The organism is Cellvibrio sp. ARAG 10.3 (assembly GCF_051846955.1).
In the GTDB taxonomy this organism is placed as follows: Bacteria; Pseudomonadota; Gammaproteobacteria; order Pseudomonadales; family Cellvibrionaceae; genus Cellvibrio.
In genome coordinates, this window is sequence record NZ_JBPYCU010000002.1 from 256,461 (window position 1) to 274,264 (window position 17,804).

18 protein-coding genes are annotated in these 17,804 nt (G+C 52.9%); 9 read left to right on the forward strand and 9 right to left on the reverse strand.

What is annotated here, in order from left to right:
• Positions 1-3: 3 nt before the first annotated feature.
• Positions 4-1,398 (forward strand): ATP-binding protein, encoded by a 1,395-nt coding sequence (locus tag ACSV5M_RS03715; RefSeq protein WP_439174245.1) that lies wholly within the window; start codon positions 4-6, stop codon positions 1,396-1,398.
• Positions 1,399-1,678: 280 nt separating this feature from the next.
• Entirely contained in the window at positions 1,679-2,596 is a 918-nt protein-coding gene (locus ACSV5M_RS03720; protein ID WP_439174246.1) for a GGDEF domain-containing protein, read from the forward strand.
• A 48-nt stretch (positions 2,597-2,644) separates the two neighbouring features.
• Here ACSV5M_RS03720 and rluB read toward each other — a convergent pair whose 3' ends face one another.
• The 5 genes from rluB to ACSV5M_RS03745 all read right to left on the reverse strand — a co-directional run bounded on the left by rluB (position 2,645) and on the right by ACSV5M_RS03745 (position 7,217).
• Positions 2,645-3,550, reverse strand: coding sequence for a 23S rRNA pseudouridine(2605) synthase RluB (gene rluB / locus ACSV5M_RS03725; protein ID WP_439174247.1), 906 nt, complete (start codon positions 3,548-3,550; stop codon positions 2,645-2,647).
• 173 nt (positions 3,551-3,723) lie between these two features.
• Positions 3,724-4,650: an SMC-Scp complex subunit ScpB gene (gene scpB, locus ACSV5M_RS03730; RefSeq protein ID WP_439174248.1), complete on the reverse strand. Its 927-nt coding sequence runs from the start codon at positions 4,648-4,650 to the stop codon at positions 3,724-3,726.
• The gene (locus ACSV5M_RS03735) at positions 4,647-5,561 is read right to left on the reverse strand and encodes a segregation and condensation protein A (protein WP_439174249.1); all 915 of its coding nucleotides are present in this window, start codon (positions 5,559-5,561) and stop codon (positions 4,647-4,649) included. Before ACSV5M_RS03735 ends, scpB begins: the two co-directional genes overlap by 4 nt.
• Before the next feature lie 132 nt (positions 5,562-5,693).
• Positions 5,694-6,320, reverse strand: coding sequence for an L-threonylcarbamoyladenylate synthase (locus ACSV5M_RS03740; protein ID WP_439174250.1), 627 nt, complete (start codon positions 6,318-6,320; stop codon positions 5,694-5,696).
• Between the two features lie 60 nt (positions 6,321-6,380).
• A complete protein-coding gene (locus ACSV5M_RS03745) occupies positions 6,381-7,217 on the reverse strand; it encodes a PHP domain-containing protein (protein WP_439174251.1) in 837 nt (278 codons plus the stop codon).
• A gap of 115 nt (positions 7,218-7,332) precedes the next feature.
• On the opposite strand from ACSV5M_RS03745, the gene ACSV5M_RS03750 reads away from it, so the two are divergent.
• The 7 genes from ACSV5M_RS03750 to ACSV5M_RS03780 all read left to right on the forward strand — a co-directional run bounded on the left by ACSV5M_RS03750 (position 7,333) and on the right by ACSV5M_RS03780 (position 12,019).
• Positions 7,333-8,124, forward strand: a complete 792-nt coding sequence (locus ACSV5M_RS03750; RefSeq protein WP_439174252.1) for a VC0807 family protein — start codon at positions 7,333-7,335, stop codon at positions 8,122-8,124.
• Positions 8,125-8,141: 17 nt separating this feature from the next.
• Entirely contained in the window at positions 8,142-8,441 is a 300-nt protein-coding gene (locus ACSV5M_RS03755) for a YciI family protein (protein WP_439174253.1), read from the forward strand.
• Positions 8,442-8,500: 59 nt separating this feature from the next.
• Positions 8,501-9,202: a TIGR04211 family SH3 domain-containing protein gene (locus ACSV5M_RS03760; protein ID WP_439174254.1), complete on the forward strand. Its 702-nt coding sequence runs from the start codon at positions 8,501-8,503 to the stop codon at positions 9,200-9,202.
• Positions 9,203-9,220: 18 nt separating this feature from the next.
• The gene (locus ACSV5M_RS03765) at positions 9,221-9,904 is read left to right on the forward strand and encodes a peptidylprolyl isomerase (RefSeq protein ID WP_439174255.1); all 684 of its coding nucleotides are present in this window, start codon (positions 9,221-9,223) and stop codon (positions 9,902-9,904) included.
• Positions 9,901-10,665 (forward strand): pyridoxine 5'-phosphate synthase, encoded by a 765-nt coding sequence (locus tag ACSV5M_RS03770; RefSeq protein ID WP_439174256.1) that lies wholly within the window; start codon positions 9,901-9,903, stop codon positions 10,663-10,665. The genes ACSV5M_RS03765 and ACSV5M_RS03770 overlap by 4 nt, the downstream gene beginning before the upstream one ends.
• 82 nt (positions 10,666-10,747) lie before the next feature.
• Positions 10,748-11,161: a CBS domain-containing protein gene (locus ACSV5M_RS03775; RefSeq protein WP_439174257.1), complete on the forward strand. Its 414-nt coding sequence runs from the start codon at positions 10,748-10,750 to the stop codon at positions 11,159-11,161.
• Positions 11,162-11,251: 90 nt separating this feature from the next.
• The gene (locus ACSV5M_RS03780; RefSeq protein ID WP_439174258.1) at positions 11,252-12,019 is read left to right on the forward strand and encodes a TrmH family RNA methyltransferase; all 768 of its coding nucleotides are present in this window, start codon (positions 11,252-11,254) and stop codon (positions 12,017-12,019) included.
• Between the two features lie 77 nt (positions 12,020-12,096).
• Here the strand turns inward: ACSV5M_RS03780 and ACSV5M_RS03785 are convergent, their stop codons facing one another.
• The 4 genes from ACSV5M_RS03785 to ACSV5M_RS03800 form a co-directional block, all read right to left on the reverse strand.
• Positions 12,097-13,410: an ammonium transporter gene (locus tag ACSV5M_RS03785; RefSeq protein ID WP_439174259.1), complete on the reverse strand. Its 1,314-nt coding sequence runs from the start codon at positions 13,408-13,410 to the stop codon at positions 12,097-12,099.
• Between the two features lie 412 nt (positions 13,411-13,822).
• Positions 13,823-15,856: a transglutaminase TgpA family protein gene (locus ACSV5M_RS03790; protein ID WP_439174260.1), complete on the reverse strand. Its 2,034-nt coding sequence runs from the start codon at positions 15,854-15,856 to the stop codon at positions 13,823-13,825.
• Positions 15,813-16,814: a DUF58 domain-containing protein gene (locus ACSV5M_RS03795; RefSeq protein ID WP_439174261.1), complete on the reverse strand. Its 1,002-nt coding sequence runs from the start codon at positions 16,812-16,814 to the stop codon at positions 15,813-15,815. The genes ACSV5M_RS03790 and ACSV5M_RS03795 overlap by 44 nt, the downstream gene beginning before the upstream one ends.
• A 28-nt stretch (positions 16,815-16,842) precedes the next feature.
• Positions 16,843-17,766, reverse strand: a complete 924-nt coding sequence (locus tag ACSV5M_RS03800; RefSeq protein WP_439174262.1) for an AAA family ATPase — start codon at positions 17,764-17,766, stop codon at positions 16,843-16,845.
• Positions 17,767-17,804: the final 38 nt, after the last annotated feature.

The window sequence follows — 17,804 nt, forward strand, 5'->3', positions numbered from 1 at the left end:
TACATGACCCGACTGTACCTCAAGATTTTTATCACCTTCTGGTTAATCACCGCCTTGATTATCGTGGCAACCAATGTAGTCGTGCATTGGTTTGACATGACGCCGGATCGTATGCAGCGCTCTATTGATCGCGACGAAGAACCGGCCAAACGCCTTCTGTTTCAAATGACCGGCGCCGCCATCAATCGCAATACCGAACAGGTAATGCAGGACATGCGCAGTATGCCCGCCTGGTCTACCCGCTTTTTTTATGTGGTCGATAAAGACAACCGGGACTTACTGGATCGCCCCTTGCCTCCCGGCGTATTGGTGTTATTGCCCAAGCTCACCAGCCGCCATCCCTACGACAAAGTCCAGGATCGCAATCGCAAATTATTCGGCCGCTATATCACGCTCAACGATGGTAACAGTGTGAAATTAATTACCATTTCCCCAGGACGCGATGATGGCTCGGATCGCGACATCCTGTGGGAGATGTTTATCGAAAACATCTGGCCACTGTTGTTAGTGTCCATCCTGATCAGTGGCAGCGCGTGTTTCTTACTTGCACGTCATTTCACACGCAGCCTGAATACCTTACAAAAAGCAACGCAACAAATTGCACGCGGTGATTTAAGTGTACGGGTCAGTAAACAATTTTCCGGCCGCAACGACGAAATTGCCGCACTGGGTCGCGATTTTGATCATATGACCGAGCGCCTTGAAAAAGCGATGCTCGAGCAAAAGCGTTTGATCAAGGATGTGTCTCACGAACTGCGTTCGCCTCTGGCCCGTTTGCAGATCGCCCTCGGGCTTGCCCAGCAACGCAGCAACGGCAGCGTTGATAAGGAACTTGAGCGGATTAAACAGGCAGCGGATTATTTGAACAATGTGATTTCAGACATCCTCGCCCTGCCCGTTCTGGATAACGGTGAATGGGAACTGGATGATGCACTGGATATTCAGGTGCTCCTGGAAACCCTGCAGGAAAATTATCGCCAGGACGCTGAAGACAAGCATATTGATCTGAAGCTGAATTCCACCGTCGACGAGGCGCTGGTCCAAACCCATGGCAACATGTTGATCGGAGTGTTCGAAAATGTGCTGCGCAACGCGCTGCATTACACGCCCTACGGCGGCAGGATCACCATCGACCTGCATTACCTGGCCAATGACCAGGAGTACATTGTTCATATCTGTGATAGCGGCCCCGGTGTACCTGAGGAGGCACTGGAGGATATCTTTGAACCTTTCTTTCGCACAGACCAGGCCAGGGACCGCGAAAGCGGCGGTTATGGCCTCGGCCTAGCCATTGCCCAACGCACGGTAGCCCTGCATAAAGGGAAGATCAGTGCGCGCAACCTGATTGATGGCGGCCTGTGCGTCAGTGTTCAGATCCCCACCGAAAAAAAATCCTGACCCACCCAGCCTGTAGCCAAACTTTTGACGGGCGGCAATTTCTTGCCGCCTTTTCATGATTTAGCCGCCACCTAACCGTCACTCCCGCCGCACCCTACTGCCTATAACCACCTGATTTATATCGCTTTCCAATGGAAAAGCCGCAACTGGCACAGTTTTCGCTCCATAGGGTTAAAACGCGGGCAAATCTGCCGGTAGCGCCAATTCTTTAACCCTTAATGCGAACGGACTGGACAGCGGAAGGGTTGATAACAGGTAAAAACGTATGCGGGATATGACCATGATAAAAGACGCACGGAGCGAACTCGCTCAGGGCGAATATTCTGCTGTGCAATCCGCGATACCCCATCTTTCTCAACCCGAACTGCTTGAGGCGCGCAACAAGCTGATGCAAGCCTTGCAAGTCAGCCAGCAACCGCGTGAGATCATCACGCTGTTTTTCACGCATCTTCAGGGTATTGTCGGCATTCAGGGACTGCGCTTTCATTTCGTTCACGACGAAACGCTCAACCTTGGCCGCGAGGCCGTTCACCACTGTGACTACCGATTAACTGTCGCGGATGCCTACCTGGGTGAGATTGTCTTCAGTCGGAGTAAACGCCTGGCGGAAGATGAACTGGCACTGCTCGAAAGCCTACTGGCTCACCTGGTGTACCCCTTGCGCAATGCGCTTCGCTACCAGGATGCCATCGCCCTGGCGTTGCAAGATCCGCTGACGGGCCTGGGTAATCGCATCGCGTTAGATAAAGCCTTGCATCAGGAGCTTCAACTTGCCGAGCGCTATGATCAGGATTTATCGCTGCTCATGATCGACATCGACCATTTCAAACTGATCAACGATAAACACGGTCACAGCCGCGGTGATCAGGTATTGCGCGAAGTCGCCGGCCGAATTCAGGCCGTGTGCCGTGAGTCTGACATCACCTTTCGCTACGGTGGTGAAGAGTTCGTGGTACTGCTGAGAAAAACCGGCGCCAGCGGAGCCTTGATCATTGCGGAAAGGCTGCGCCAGGAAATTGCGAAATTACGCTTTGGAGAGGACGGCGAGAGCTTCGCCACCACGGTCAGTATTGGTGTGGGAAGCCGCGGACGCGACAAGGAAAAAGTTGATGCGATATTCGAGCGGGCCGATAAAGCCCTTTACTATGCCAAAGCTAAAGGCCGTAACTGCATCATCAATCTACAGGCTGCAAATTAACCCGCTCTGCCCCGACACCCCGCCCGCTTTGTGCAAACGATCCGATAGTCATTCGGGTTGCTTTTTGCGCGGGGGAACCACCGGGCGGCGCGGTGCGGAGGCCGCGCGCAGACGCTTGTCGTGACGCTGGAGTTTGATTGCCTCTTCACGCGACAAAGGCGTGGATTTCGGCAGGCTAGCCTTATCAAAACCTGCTGTCAGACACAGGTCATAGATTTCCTTTTCACTTAATTCCATCCATTGTCCAACGCGCACATGGGAAGGAATAAAGATATTGCCGTAACGGACGCGCTTTAACCGGCTGACCTTGACACCCTGGGACTCCCACAAACGCCGCACCTCGCGATTACGACCTTCCATAACCACACAGTAGAACCAGCGGTTACGGGACTCACCCGCGCCCTCAACAATATCGGTAAAGCGCGCAACGCCATCTTCCAGCAGCACACCTTCCAATAAACGCTCCTTCATGTCGTCATCCACAGTTCCCTGAATGCGCACAAGATACTCCCGATCAATCACCGATGACGGGTGCATCAGCTTATTCGCCAGTTCGCCATCATTGGTGAACAGCAATAAACCGCTGGTGTTGAAGTCGAGACGCCCAACAGAAATCCAACGCTCACCTTTGATAGGCGGAAGGCTGTCATAAACAGTGCGACGCCCTTCCGGGTCGGAGCGGGAGCAAATTTCACCTTCCGGCTTGTTATAGAGAATGACACGCCGACGGGTGACCTCGGCGCGGGTAACGACCCGTTGGCCGTTAAAGAAGATTTTGTCCGCCGGTGTGACCCTATCGCCCAAGCTGGCAATCCGGTCATTGACCTTGACCGCACCACTCTCGATCGCCCGCTCCATCTCCCGCCGGGACCCCAATCCCGCACGGGCCAATACTTTCTGAAGCTTTTCATCGCCCGCTGCTGCTTCGCTGGTTGATTCACGCTCAACAGACACAGGTGTATCAGCTGGGCGGGATTTGCCAGCTTTGGCTTTCCCCGTCCCCAGCGGTGGTTGCGGGCGTGATTTTTTGGCATGAGCCGATTTATCAGTAGTCGGTTTAGCTGACTTGCGTGGCTTATCGGATGGGTCTTGGTGGGGATGTTTTACCATAGGCTAGTGCAACGAAATTACTCGTTGCGAGGCTCCTCGTCCTCATTCGCGGCATCTTCTGCCACTGGGTTGTCTGTAGTGTCGTCTAGCGGGCCACTGCTTGGTGCAGCGTCCTGAGGCAATTCTTCAATATCTTCAAAGGCGTCCTCGCCTTCAATAAACTCTTCGAGACCGTCTTCTTCCGACGCCTCGGCACTGGTCCCCTCGGTATTGTCGGGGATGGGCGTGTCGGTGTCAGACTCACCCAAGCCCTCCTCATCACCACCGAGGTTAAGCACAGGATTTATTTCATCCAAATCCCGGATTTCGCTCAGGGAGGGCAAATCCTCCAGGCTTTTCAGGTTGAAGTAATCCAGGAACTGGCGGGTGGTGGCGTAGAGCGAAGGCCGCCCCGGCACATCGCGATGGCCAACCACCTTAACCCACTCGCGCTCCATCAAGGTTTTCATAATATGCGAGCTGACGGCTACGCCCCGAATTTCCTCGATATCTCCCCGGGTGATCGGTTGGCGGTAAGCAATCAGCGCCAGAGTCTCCAACAGCGCACGGGAATATTTTTGCGGTTTCTCTTCCCACAGACGGTTTACCCAGGGGGCCAGCCCCTCCCGCACCTGAAAGCGCCAGCCAGACGCGACTTCTTTCAATTCAAAGCCGCGATCTTCACACGCGGTTTCGATTGCCTGCAGTGCGGCTAACACGTCTTCTTTGGCGGGGGCGACCTTCTCATCAAATAATTCGATCAACCGGGCAACCGTTAGCGGTTGACCCGCCGCGAGCAAGGCACCTTCAATGATTTTGCGCAGTTGTTCCGGATCAACCGCCAGCGAATGAGGATTAACCGCAGGGGTGTCCTCCTGGTCATCCAGAGTGTCATCCGGGCTTCCGATATCCTGGTCTAACTCGTCGAGTTCAGGCGTGATTTCGTCAGTATCTTCTATGGTCATGACATGCGAGCTTTTACGTGTATAGGTCCAAAGGATTCACTCTGTACAATTTCTACCAGCGACTCCTTGATTAATTCCATCACCGCCAGAAACGTCACTACAACGCCCAAGCGCCCTTCTTCGATCTTGAACAAGCTGACAAACGGGACAAAATGGTTGTGTGCAAGCTTATCCAGCACCTGCGCCATACGTTCACGGGTGGAGAGCTTTTCGCGCGATACATGGTGACTTTCAAACATATCCGCCCGGCGCAGCACTTCGGACAGCGCCAGCAAAATCTCCTGTAACTCAACGTCCGGCTCCGGGCGGGTCAGGCTACGGTCCGGCGCCTGAGCGGAGGCCTGGTAGACATCACGGCCAATACGCGGCAGCTTATCGACATCCTCAGCGGCCTGCTTGAAGCGCTCATACTCTTGCAAGCGGCGGATCAACGAGGCGCGAGGATCTTCGCCTTCCTCTTCCTCTTCCGCCGAGCGCGGCAGCAACATGCGCGATTTTATTTCTGCCAACATGGCCGCCATCACCAGATATTCAGCAGCCAACTCAAACTGGTGAGCTTCCATCAGGTCGACATACGCCATGTACTGGCTCGTGATTTCTGAAACATTGATATCGAGGATATCGATATTCTGCCGGCGGATCAGGTAGAGCAATAAATCCAGCGGGCCTTCGAAAGCCTCCAGGAAAACTTCCAGAGCATCCGGCGGAATGTAGAGATCCTGAGGTAATTGGGTATATGCCTTGCCATGGACAATGGCAAACGGCATCTCGGCCTGGCTTGGACGGTGGCTAGCTCCGTGATTTTCCCCTTCCTGTACTTCAGCTGCGGGCGCTTGTTGCGCCTCAGCGACTGCCTCATCAGCCGTCGCTGCACCTGCATCATCAAGGGTATCGTTGGTCGGATTGTTCACAAAGAGAGATCCACATTAACCACGGAAGCGCTCGGCATCACAGACCCCGGGCGGATTGAGGGGGGCATTATAGCCATTATTACGCAGTGGTGACAGCACTGCGGGAAATCCCTAACAGTCATTAAAAATCAATCAATTAGCGGCGAAATCTGAGAAATCACCTTTACCCTGGCGGATCAGTTCCGGCACATCGCCGGTCAGGTCAATCACCGTGGTAGGTTCGACCCCGCAATAACCGCCATCGATGACCAGTTCAACATGGTGTTCGAGCGTATCGCGGATATCGTAAGGGTCGCTGAGCGGGAACTCATCGCCCGGTAACAACAAGCTGCTGGTCATTAGCGGCTCGCCCAGTTCTTCCATCAACGCCAGGGCGATCTTGTTGTCGGGCACCCGCAAACCGATGGTTTTGCGTTTGGGGTGCATCAAGCGGCGGGGAACTTCCGCTGTGGCTTCCAGAATAAATGTGTAAGGGCCCGGCGTGTGATTCTTTAATAAGCGGAACACCCGGTTATCGACCCGCGCGTAGGTAGCTAATTCTGATAAATCGCGACACATCAAGGTGAAATTGTGGTGTTTATCAAGCTGGCGCATCGCGCGAATGCGATCCAGGGCCATCTTGTCGCCAATGTGGCAGCCCACCGCATAAGCGGAATCCGTCGGATACGCGACCAACCCGCCTTTGCGAATAATCTCAACCGCCTGGGTAACCAGACGGGTTTGCGGATTGTCGGGATGGATCTGAAAAAACTGCGCCACAGGTTACTCCTTAGATGGTTTATCTATCGCTTGTCATTATCGTACTGATTGTCTTGGTCGCTATGCCTGAAAGCCAAGTAACTGCCACACCGGGCGGCAGCGTTCAGGCAAGGTGCCGAAATGGCCCAACTCCTGCCAGGGCTGGTCGGGCATGTGAAAATCACTGCCGCAGGATGCATAAAGTTGATTGGCTTCGGCTATGCGCGCCAGATCCTCTGCCACGCCGGCCACTTGCTGGCCACTGATCACCTCCAGGGCATCGCCACCCGCCGCCGCGAAATCACCGATTAACGCGCACATCTTGGTGCGCGTCAGATCATACTTGCAAGGGTGCGCCAACACCGCAACCCCTTCCGCCTCATGAATCCATTCGACAACAATAGACATCGCGGGCCACTGGTATTTCACATCGGCAGATTTACCCGCGCCCAGATATTTTTTGAAGGCAGCGTTCACATTGGTGACTGCGCCCACGTTTACCAGCCATTGGGCAAAATGCGGGCGCCCCACCAGCGCATCTCCGGCCAGCGCCTGCGCACCACTCAAAGCATCGGAAAAACCCGCTTTTTGAAGACGTTCGGCAATCGCAAGCGCACGCTGGGTACGGGCATTTTGTTGTGCGGTAATCGCGTCCTGCAACGCGGAACTTGCTGTATTCACGCCCAGTCCCACAATATGCACGCCATTCCGGCCCCATTGACTGGAAAATTCAATTCCATTGATGAGCTGCACACCTTGTTGACAGGCCGCTTGCCGGGCGCTCGGCAAACCGGCTATGGTATCGTGATCGGTCAACGCCAATACGTCGACACCTTTTGCTTTAGCCCTCGACAACAGAGCGTCAGGGCTTAAAATACCGTCCGATTGGTTGCTGTGGCAGTGAAGATCAAAAATCAAACCGAATTCCTTAAGCGTCTGTTCATATACAAGGATGGATTCAGGAGGCGGATCAGGTCAGTAACGAGGAGCTTCGCTTGTTACGACGAAACCTATTATGACACCGGTAATGACAATGACTGAAACCGTTTCTGAAAACAAAGTGGAAAATACTGTGACTGCCGATAATTCTTCCCAGAACAACGCGGCTTCGCCGGAGACAACCAGCGCGCGCAAGCCCAAAAAAGAAAACCTGCTGTTCAACATCCTGTTGAATATTGCCATACCCACATTGATCCTGATGAAGCTCAGCGGTGAAGAGCACCTGGGTACGCAATGGGCTGTGGTGGTTGCGCTCGCTTTTCCTATTACTTACGGCCTGCGCGATTTCATCATCAATCGCAAATTCAATATCTTCTCGGCGCTGGGTTTTATCAGCGTATTGCTCACTGGCGGCATCAGTTTGCTGCAACTGGACCCACAATACATTGCCATCAAGGAAGCCGCCATCCCCGGTTTGATTGGCCTGGTTACCCTGATATCCATTAAAACCCCCTACCCCCTGGTGAAGACATTTCTCTATAACGACACCGTGCTCAAAGTCGATAAAATTGCGGACGCCCTCAAGCAACATGGCACCGAAGCGGATTTTGAAAAAACCCTGAAAAATGCGTCTTTTTTGGTAGCTGGTTCATTTTTCCTGTCCTCCGCACTCAACTATATTCTGGCCAAACTATTGGTTGTCAGTGCACCTGGTACCGAAGCCTTTAACGCCGAACTGGGCAAGATGACGGCACTGAGTTTTCCGGTTATCGCGTTGCCTGTCACTATTGTGATGATGGGGGCTATGTACTATCTATTTCGTAATATCCATCGCTTGACCCACTTGACCCTCGAAGAAATCATCAACGATGGCAGCGCTAATTAATCTGCTAAGGAAACCCCATGCTTTACGCCATCATCAGTGAAGACATCACTAACAGTCTCGATTTACGCAAAGGCGCCCGTCCCGATCACCTGGCGCGCTTGCAGGCACTCAAAGACGCGGGCCGTCTTGTGCTGGCCGGACCACATCCCCTGATTGATTCAGAAAACCCCGGCGATGCCGGCTTCAGTGGCAGCCTGGTTGTGGCGGAGTTTCCATCCTTGCAGGATGCAGAAACCTGGGCGGCGGCTGACCCCTATGTCGCGGCAGGGGTTTATCAGAAAGTCATTGTCAAACCGTTCAAAAAAGTCTTGCCATAAAAAGTGCGTCACAAACCATTCTTATTCTTCACCTCGCTGACAACAGGAACTGAATCGCCGTGAAAAAAAACCTGCTTATTTCACCATCAATACTGCTGGCATTGGTGTGCACACTGATTTCGGTTGTGTATTCGCTGAACAGCTTCGCGCAAGCCAATGTGCGGTACATTTCTGATGTCATGTATGTACCTTTGCGCGCAAGTATGAGCAATAACGCCGAAGTGGTTAAAGCCGCTCTGACCAGCGGAACCCGTCTGCGCCTGATTCGCGAAGAGCAGGATGCCAGTAACGATACCTGGGCACTGGTAGAAGCCACTGACGGTGTACAGGGTTGGATTCGCACGCAACATTTGATCAACGAGCCCACCGCTTCAATCAAGCTGGAGCGGGTAAATGCCCAACTGGCAAGAGCCTCATCCTCGGCAAAAGAAGCCCTGGAACGACAAAAAGCACATGACCAATTGCAAATTGATTATGAAAATCTGCAACAGGAATATCAGGCGTTGTTGGATAGCACCGACAGCCTGCGTCAAACCTCGGCCGCAGCGGTGGACCTGGAGCAGGAGAACCAGCGCATCCATGAAAACAATCAGTTGCTGCAAACGCGCGTAGATGTATTGCAAGCAGAGAATGAACAGCTGCGCGACGCAGACCGTTATAACCAGTGGGTTTACGGCGCTGGGTTATTAATCTGCGGTGTAATTTTATCCTTCCTTTTGCAAGCCTTGGGCAAACGCAAACGGCAATCAGAATGGCGTTGATGTGAGGCGCGAAGATCAATGATGAACTACAAAAAATTTATGACCCACAAAAATTTTATGAAGCGAATTGTGGCTATTGTGTTGGGCAGCCTCTTATCCCTTGCAACGGCAGCGCAACAGAATCCCCAGGTCGCGCTAAAGACTGACCTGGGCACGATTGTGATAGAAGTCTACCCCAAGGAAGCGCCCATTACTGTGGCAAACTTCCTGGAATATGTTGACAGCAAATTCTATGACGGCACTATTTTTCATCGCGTCATTCCCGGCTTTGTGGTTCAGGGCGGCGGTATGGATTTCCAGTTTGCAGGAAGAGCAACCCGCGACCCGATTAAAAATGAATCCAATAACGGCTTAAAGAACGAATACAAAACCCTGTCGATGGCACGCACCAATGATCCTGACAGTGCCACCTCGCAGTTTTTTATCAACCTTCGAGCCAATCCTTCGCTGGATGCCAAAGAAAATAAACCCGGCTATGCCGTCTTTGGCAAGGTTGTGGAGGGTATGGATGTCGTAGAAAAAATCGTCGCAGAACCCCGTGGCATGTTTCGCGCTTTTCCTGATGCACCCAATTATGCGGTACGTATTCTCAACGCCACCCGCGTGGACAAAAACAACCGTGAGGCAGAAAAACCTGAGGCCCAAAAAAAAGATTCGTTGAAAAACAGCAATGTCAGTGATGCGCTGGTGCCGCGATCATGAGCCGCACCGCTTTAAGCGTTAACCTGAACAAGATTGCACTGATTCGCAATTCCCGCCCGGGTAATTATCCGGACCTGATCAGTCACGCCAAGGTCTGCATTGCCGCCGGCGCCGATGGTTTAACCGTGCACCCACGTCCGGACCAACGACATATTCGCCCCGGCGATGTGTACGCGTTAGCGGAACTGGTGCGTGATAACAAGCAAATCGAATTTAATATTGAAGGCAATCCCTACGCTGAATCGCTGGGAAGTTTTCCCGGTTTTATCAAGCTGGTGAGTGATACACGTCCGCATCAATGCACACTGGTGCCTGACACCAACGACCAATTAACCTCAGATCACGGATTTGATTTACGTAAATCCGGTGCACAACTGCGCCCGTTGATTCAGGAACTGCAAGATCTGGGCATCCGCGTCAGCCTCTTTATGGACCCGGATATCGAACAAATCAGCCTGGCAAAAGATATCGGGGCAGATCGCATTGAGTTATATACCGGCCCTTATGCTGAAGCCTTCAAACATCAGGATGCCGAGTTCGATGCACTTTTTAAGCGTTATTTTGATGCCGCTGTTCACGCTCAGAAAATCGGTATCGGCCTCAATGCCGGCCACGATCTGAATCTGGAAAATCTGCCGATGTTCCGTATGGTGCCAGCGCTGCTGGAAGTGTCCATTGGCCACGCCCTTACCGTGGATGCCATTGCTATGGGCCTGGATAATGCCGTGCGCGCCTACAAGGCGCTGTGTGAGGATGCATAAACAGATTCTGTAGAAATCTTGCGCGGAAAAAAGCCTCATTGTGGTCTAAGCTTTTAGTGAGCACTCAATGGAGGATCACGCAATGCCGTCCATTCTTGTTAAAGATTACATGCAGCACAACGCGCACGCGATTCCCGTCTCCGCCAATGTGGAACAGGTGGTTGACCACTTGCTCACCCACCACCTCACCGGTGCACCGGTTATTGATGAAAACCGACAGGTCGTAGGCTTTGTCTCAGAACAGGATTGTATAAAAGAGATGCTTAATAGCGCGTTTTTTTGCGCAGAACCGCCGCCGGTCAGCAGCATAATGCGCAAAGATGTGCTGACGGTTACGCCGGATACGTCCATCCTCGAGATAGCAGAAACCATGTTATTAAATAAACCGAAAAATTATCCGGTGGTGATAGGCGGGAAACTGGTAGGCCTTATCAATCGACGAATGATTCTGCAAGCGCTGATGCACAATGATGAAGCGCGTTATATCCGTTATTGACAAGGCAATGCTGTACTGAAACCTTCACGTCATGCCGCGTGATCGGGATATAATCCGCATCCCGATCACTAATTTACTCGTGCTCCCTTCATGAATAAAACCGATAGCGAAGCCTACCGCGATAAGAAGCGTTTTTTTGAAAATTTACTCACCGTTTATGGCCGGAAGCCGGTGCTTGAAGCGCTGCAAGATCCTGCAGTCGGCGTGTATCGCTTACACCTGGCGGAGAGCAATAAATCAGCCGATATTCTCGAAGACATCATCGCTATCGCGCGGGACAAAGGCGCAGAAGTGCTTTATCACAACCGCCAGGCGTTATCGCGCATCTCAAAAAATGCAAAACAGGATCAGGGTGTAGCAGCCGACCTGGTACTGCGCGGTTATAAAACCCATGACGCGTTTCTCAAGGATGCTGCGGCAACGCCATTCACACTACTCGCCCTCGATAACATCAACAATCCGCAGAACCTCGGCATGATTATTCGCTCAGCCTGCGCCGGTAATATTGACGGTATCCTGTTGCCGCAAAAAGGAAGTGCACAAATTGATCCGTTAGTGATTAAAGCCAGCGCAGGCACGCTGTTTCGTGCACCGATCTTACGCTGCACCCATCTGGCAACAGCGCTCAAAGACTTTCAGCAACACGGCGCTGATATCTGTTGCCTCTCATCCCACGCCCGCCATACATTGAAGGATTTCCAACCTCAAGGGGCGTGCATCTACGTGTTGGGCAATGAAACAGAAGGCGTGTCGCAAGAGGTTGAAAAGCTCTGTAACCAGCGTGTGCGTATTCCAATGAATAACGGCGTAGAGTCTTTGAATGTTGCCGTCACGGCTGCATTGATTGCTTTTCGCTGACGGTAAAAAAGTACTGATAAATAAAAACGCCATGACCACCCGGAGATGGTCATGGCATTTTTCAACAGACTGACTTATTACAATTTGTAACCGTCTTCTTCATGCAGGCTGATGTCGAGCCCAACCACTTCCTCTTCTTTGGTTACCCGTAAACCGGCCGTCAGCACGCCTGTTATCTTCAACAGAACATAAGTCACCACAGCGGTATAACCGAAGGTCACGATCACCCCGATGAACTGGACACCCAGTTGTTCACCAATACTGCTAATACCCTCCGCAAAACCGTGACCACTGAATACACCCAACTCAGTAGACGCAAAGATACCCGCTAACAAGGTGCCCAGAACGCCACCAACGCCGTGGACCGGGAAGACATCAAGCGAATCGTCAATCTTCCATACGCGTTTGATCAGTTGCGTCATAAAGAAACACACCATACCGGCACATAGGCCGATGATCAAGGCTCCACCCGGCCCCACGTAACCCGATGCCGGCGTAATGGTGCCCAGCCCCGCCACCATCCCGGTGACAATACCCAGCACACTGGGTTTGCGGAATTTGAGCCATTCAATGGTCATCCAGGCCAGGGAGCCGGCGGCAGCAGAGATATGGGTTACCAGCATTGCCATGGCGGCGTTGCCATTGGCCGCCAGGGCACTACCGGCATTGAACCCGAACCAGCCGACCCACAACATACCTGCGCCCGTGACCGTCATGGTCATGTTATGGGGTGGCATTGCGGTGGTCGGGAAACCGGTGCGGTTACCTAGCACCAGAGCTGCCACCAGAGCTGCCACACCGGCGGTAATATGCACAACCGTACCACCCGCAAAATCCAGCAAGCCCATATTGAACAACCAGCCGTTCCCACTCCACACCCAATGGCATACCGGCACATACACCGCGAATAGCCAGAGCGCGGAAAACAGCAACATGGAAGAGAATTTCATGCGTTCCGCGAAGGCACCCACAATCAGCGCCGGGGTGATGATGGCAAAAGTCATCTGAAAGGTGGCGAACAGGCTTTCAGGGATATCCCCCCACAAGGCGTCTTCACCGACAGAAGCCAGAAACACCTTGCTGAAGTCGCCGATGTAAGCGTTGCCGTCGCCAAAGCTGAGGCTGTAGCCAGCGATCATCCACAACAAGGACATCAGGCAGGCAATGGCAAAACACTGCATTAACACTGACAAGACATTTCTGACCCGTACCAAGCCAGCATAAAACAATGACAGCCCCGGCAAGGTCATGAACAACACGAGCGCGGTAGCGGTGAGCATCCAGGCTGTATTGGCACCATCAACGCCATCCTGAGCCAGGGCAGCAGGGGCGATGAGCAGCGCCGTTACCAGGGTTGAGAGAGAAAAAAGCGCACGGGCGACGTTTTTCATGATCACTCCTTATAGTTGTATGCCCATCGGGTTAGGGATGAGCTGTAAGATCACAATAAATGCCCCACTTTGAATCACGAATGATGGCGAGATCGTTGCAAAACCGGATCACGCACCAAAGAATGGGTTTTATCGATTGATGTTGATGTTGATCGAGGTGCAAATCCTCAAATTCCGCAACAAATTTGTGCAGATGCTTCCGCACAGCAATAACTGCGCCAATCAAAAATAGGATTATTTATCAAATAGTTAGATAAATTAGCGCAGACGAACACGACGGGAAATGCACCAAAATAAAACAATAACACTCAAGAAATGCACAATAAAAATGCACAAAATATCGGAAGGCACAGGATAGGCGCAAAATGTTGTGCGCACGCCCCATCAATGAACAAATCTACAACGGGGGGTGTCAGGTGGGACGAACCACGAAGTTTGCAACGGCTCGTCTTAAATCAATAAGCGCGGCCTGGTTACCTGCGTAACTGGCCCACTCATAGAGTTCTGTAATGGAGTTTATGGGTTTGGATAGATCCGGGCGCAGATGAATTACTCGCCGCGCGAAGTCACGCGGGGCTTCGCCCGGTTTACGCGAGAAACCCAAGCGCTCAAGCTTATTGCAGTAATGTTGATAATAACGGTCGGCCGGATAACGGTATCGTTTTCGCTGACCCCACAGCAGGAACAGCATGATGACGCCAAGGATTAGCGCGCCCGACACCAGAACAAACAAGGCAATGCGCCAGATATCGACGCCCCCCAGCCAGCGCTCAAAGAGCGAGCCCTGAGTCTCAGCGTTATAACCCAGCACCCAACGGCTCCAGAGATAGTTAAATCCTTCCCAGCGCAACCGTAGTGTATTGAGCAACGAAATATCGGATACAAAAGAATTGTCGAGCAGTTGGACATCCTCCTCATCCAATGAGAAGTCCACGCCCTGCTCAATGCGTTCCGGCGCTACTGCTGCAGTCGGATCAACCCTGACCCAGCCGCGTTCCCGCAACCATACCTCGGCCCATGCATGAGCCTCGCGCTGCCGCACGGCATAGTAATTTTCCAGCGGATTGTATTCACCGCCCTGGTAGCCCACGACGACCCGCGCCGGGATACCCGCCGCCCGCATAAAGAAAACGAAGCTGCTCGCAAAGTGCTCGCAAAATCCGGCTTGAGTTTCCCACAGGAATTCATCGACGCTTTCCTGGCCGAGAAGAGGCGGCTGGAGTGTGTAACGGAAGCTCGCATTGTAATGCTGTAGCACCCGTCTGATCAGAGCATCCTCAGAATCCGCCTCCCGTTGCCACTGTTCAGCCAGGGTACGCGTGCGCGGATTGCTGTCAGCGGGCAATTGCAGCGCCTGGCGGCGCTGCCAATCCTCAAGCTGGTCCGGCTGATAGCGAAAATCCAGCGACGAGGTGACCCAATACTGAATGCGCTGGGTAATCGGTCGTTGGCGTTGCAAACTCAACTCCTGACTCAACCCCGCGTCATCACCCCACTGCTGTGGCGCTGTCAGGGAAAACATCCAGGATTGCCGGGTTGGCTCGGTAATGACCTGGTAGCGGTATTCACTGCCCTGGTAACGCAGCTCATCGCGCCAATCCGCCCGCCCTTGCTCCGGCCAATTGATGTTGTAGCGAGATATCTGCGCATTCGATTGTGACCAGCGACGCCCGTCAAAATGGGAAAATACCAACCCGCGCCAATACAACTCGGCCTGCGGTGGCGCAGCCCCTTCGAAGGTCGCTCGAAATACCAGCTCCGTGGAGCGGCTGAGCTGGCTGATGTCGCCGGGCGACATGGTATCGCTCATTCCGGTTTTTGCCGCGCTGGTATTCATCGGCACGGCCCACAAAGGTCCCACGCGCGGCGCGATCAGGAACAGCAGCAACATGAGAGGCACCGCCTGCAAAACCAGCACACCGGTCAAACGTAAAGTGCGCCAGAAGCGGTGTTGATCCAGCGACTGGTGGGAAGCGAGCAAGGTGGCGGAAAGCACCGTGAGGGAAAACAGCCCATAGAGGGCGGCGAACACGTTGGAGAAAAATAGAAACTGGGTAGCAATAACAAAGTATCCGAGGTGACAGAGCAGCAATAAATCACCGCGTTTGCGCATTTCGATAAGCTTCAGGATAAAGCCTACGATCAGCAACCCGACCATGGTCTGGACGCCGAAACTGCCCCGGTAAACCAGGTACAAACCCGCACTGCTGCTGGCCACCAGTACCAGCTTGACCGCCCAACCCGGAAACCCCCAGGCACCGCGAAAAATTTGCCAGCGCCAGAACACCACAAACAACCAGACGCCCCAGATCCACAAGGGGACATGTACCACATGAGGGGCGAGGATGACCGCCTGGGCCAGCAATAACCAGGCAAGGCTGTTACGCGGTATCTGGTCAGCTTCACGCACCGCGTTGACCTCGCGTGTCAGGGTCGCCAATCTCAAACAGCGCCAGCGCACGCAATATGCGATCCTGGTGCGCGCTTCCCAAGCCCAGTTCTATCGTGCAGCCCGGCATACGCAAACCAAATTCGGTGTGCGTCCTGGCCAGCTCCAATGCCCAATAACATAATTGCGATAGACGGGTTTCGGTATCCAGTCCCGGCAAGCCATCCCAGTCCAGCCAAACCTGCTGATTTTGGTAGCCCACATAATCTTTCAAGTGCAAACCGGCACCGCGCGCAAACTGTTTCCAGGCAACATGGGCCAGGGGTGCTCCTGCCTGGTATCGCTGAAAACCCTGGAAGTCCTCACTGTTTTCGCGGGAGAGATAATCGCCGTGGGCAGAATTGGCCGGTGTCATAGGCGGCGCTGCAGAAGGCAGGGGCGCGGGATAAACCAGTGCTTTAGTGTCCAATTGAATCCATGACCAGGCACGAATCAGGCCCAGGGGATAATGGCTTTTCACTGACAGGCGCCCCGGCTGAAACCAGCCGCGCCGGTGTGTCTTGGCCGACAAATTCAGGCGTTGCTCACCCCCGTGCGGCACATCCACTGCAACGGACATATTTTCATCGAAAAAACTGAGTTGGATATTTTCATGATCAGTGCGCGGCGCGGCCTCCAGCAAGACATCGAAGCGCACATAGTCGCCCGCAAATACTGGCTGGCATCCAATGGCGGTAAACCGCAGCCCGGCGAGATTACGAAACGCATGAACAACCGATACGATCATCATGCTCATCAGGAGAAATGCTGCGGCCAGGATAAGATTATTTTCGTAATTGGTACCCAACAGCCACATCAACCCCAGCACAAAAATAAACAACACACCCTGGCGGCCGGGAAAGACATAGATGGATTTATGTTGCAGGGTGACAGCAGGCGCTTTGGGTGCGCGGCGCGCTACCCATTGCCAGAATCTGTTGCGCAGCGAATTAACCAAAGCGTGTTTGGTGCTCATGGCGGCTCACCACAAGAGTTTCGATAGATTAGGTGGCAACAACATCAACGGTATTGAGCAATTTGATAATCAAGGTGTGTTCGCCCTGGTCCCGAGCAGACGATGCTGGTGCAATACGGTGGGTCACCACGGCAGGTAATAACGCCTGAATATCTTCAGGAATCACATAAGCTCGGCCGTGCATAAAAGCCCAGGTTTTCGCCGCGCGTAACAATGCCATGGCGCCGCGTGGCGACAGTCCGTAAGAAAAATCTGCGGATACGCGGGTGTAATGAATCAGGCGTTGAAGGTAATCCAGCAAATTATCCGAGGTTTTAATTTTTTGGGTGGTGTGTTTGATGTCCTGCAACTGCGCAGGCGTAATGCAAACTTTTAGATCCTTCAGGTGCTGTCGCGGATCACCACCCAGAAACAATTGCTTTTCAGCTGCGGCATCGGGATAACCCAAACTGATGCGCATTAAAAAACGATCCAGTTGTGATTCCGGCAAAGGATAAGTTCCCATTTGGGACTGCGGGTTTTGTGTCGCAATCACAAAGAAAGGTTTTGGCAGCGCGCGGGTTTCACCTTCGATGGTCACCTGCCCCTCTTCCATCGCCTCCAGTAATGCACTTTGGGTTTTCGGCGTGGTGCGATTGATTTCATCGGCCAGCAATACCTGGGTAAAAACCGGACCAGGATGAAACGTAAATTGACCTTCTTTTGGATCAAACACAGAGACGCCGAGAATATCGGCAGGCAGCATATCGCTGGTAAATTGTATGCGCTGGTGGGAAAGGCCGAGAACTTTGGCAAGTGCCTGGGACAGGCTGGTTTTACCCATCCCCGGCAAATCTTCAATCAGTAAATGACCATCGGACAACAAACAGGTCAAGGCGAGTTTTATCTTATCTTCCTTGCCAAGCAGTACGCGGCCAACTTCAGAAATAATCGCTTCAATAAAATCCCGCATAACACCCGGATGCCTTTGTTGTCGTTGGTTGTTACCGT

What these genes read in the sequence shown, in the direction of transcription:
- ACSV5M_RS03715 (WP_439174245.1), top strand. Translation starts at nt 4, where the DNA reads ATGACCCGACTGTACCTCAAGATTTTTATCACCTTCTGGTTAATCACC.
- ACSV5M_RS03720 (WP_439174246.1), top strand. Translation starts at nt 1,679, where the DNA reads ATGATAAAAGACGCACGGAGCGAACTCGCTCAGGGCGAATATTCTGCT.
- scpB (WP_439174248.1), bottom strand. Translation starts at nt 4,650, where the DNA reads ATGACCATAGAAGATACTGACGAAATCACGCCTGAACTCGACGAGTTA.
- ACSV5M_RS03750 (WP_439174252.1), top strand. Translation starts at nt 7,333, where the DNA reads ATGACTGAAACCGTTTCTGAAAACAAAGTGGAAAATACTGTGACTGCC.
- ACSV5M_RS03755 (WP_439174253.1), top strand. Translation starts at nt 8,142, where the DNA reads ATGCTTTACGCCATCATCAGTGAAGACATCACTAACAGTCTCGATTTA.
- ACSV5M_RS03765 (WP_439174255.1), top strand. Translation starts at nt 9,221, where the DNA reads ATGATGAACTACAAAAAATTTATGACCCACAAAAATTTTATGAAGCGA.
- ACSV5M_RS03770 (WP_439174256.1), top strand. Translation starts at nt 9,901, where the DNA reads ATGAGCCGCACCGCTTTAAGCGTTAACCTGAACAAGATTGCACTGATT.
- ACSV5M_RS03775 (WP_439174257.1), top strand. Translation starts at nt 10,748, where the DNA reads ATGCCGTCCATTCTTGTTAAAGATTACATGCAGCACAACGCGCACGCG.
- ACSV5M_RS03780 (WP_439174258.1), top strand. Translation starts at nt 11,252, where the DNA reads ATGAATAAAACCGATAGCGAAGCCTACCGCGATAAGAAGCGTTTTTTT.
- ACSV5M_RS03785 (WP_439174259.1), bottom strand. Translation starts at nt 13,410, where the DNA reads ATGAAAAACGTCGCCCGTGCGCTTTTTTCTCTCTCAACCCTGGTAACG.
- ACSV5M_RS03795 (WP_439174261.1), bottom strand. Translation starts at nt 16,814, where the DNA reads ATGAGCACCAAACACGCTTTGGTTAATTCGCTGCGCAACAGATTCTGG.
- ACSV5M_RS03800 (WP_439174262.1), bottom strand. Translation starts at nt 17,766, where the DNA reads ATGCGGGATTTTATTGAAGCGATTATTTCTGAAGTTGGCCGCGTACTG.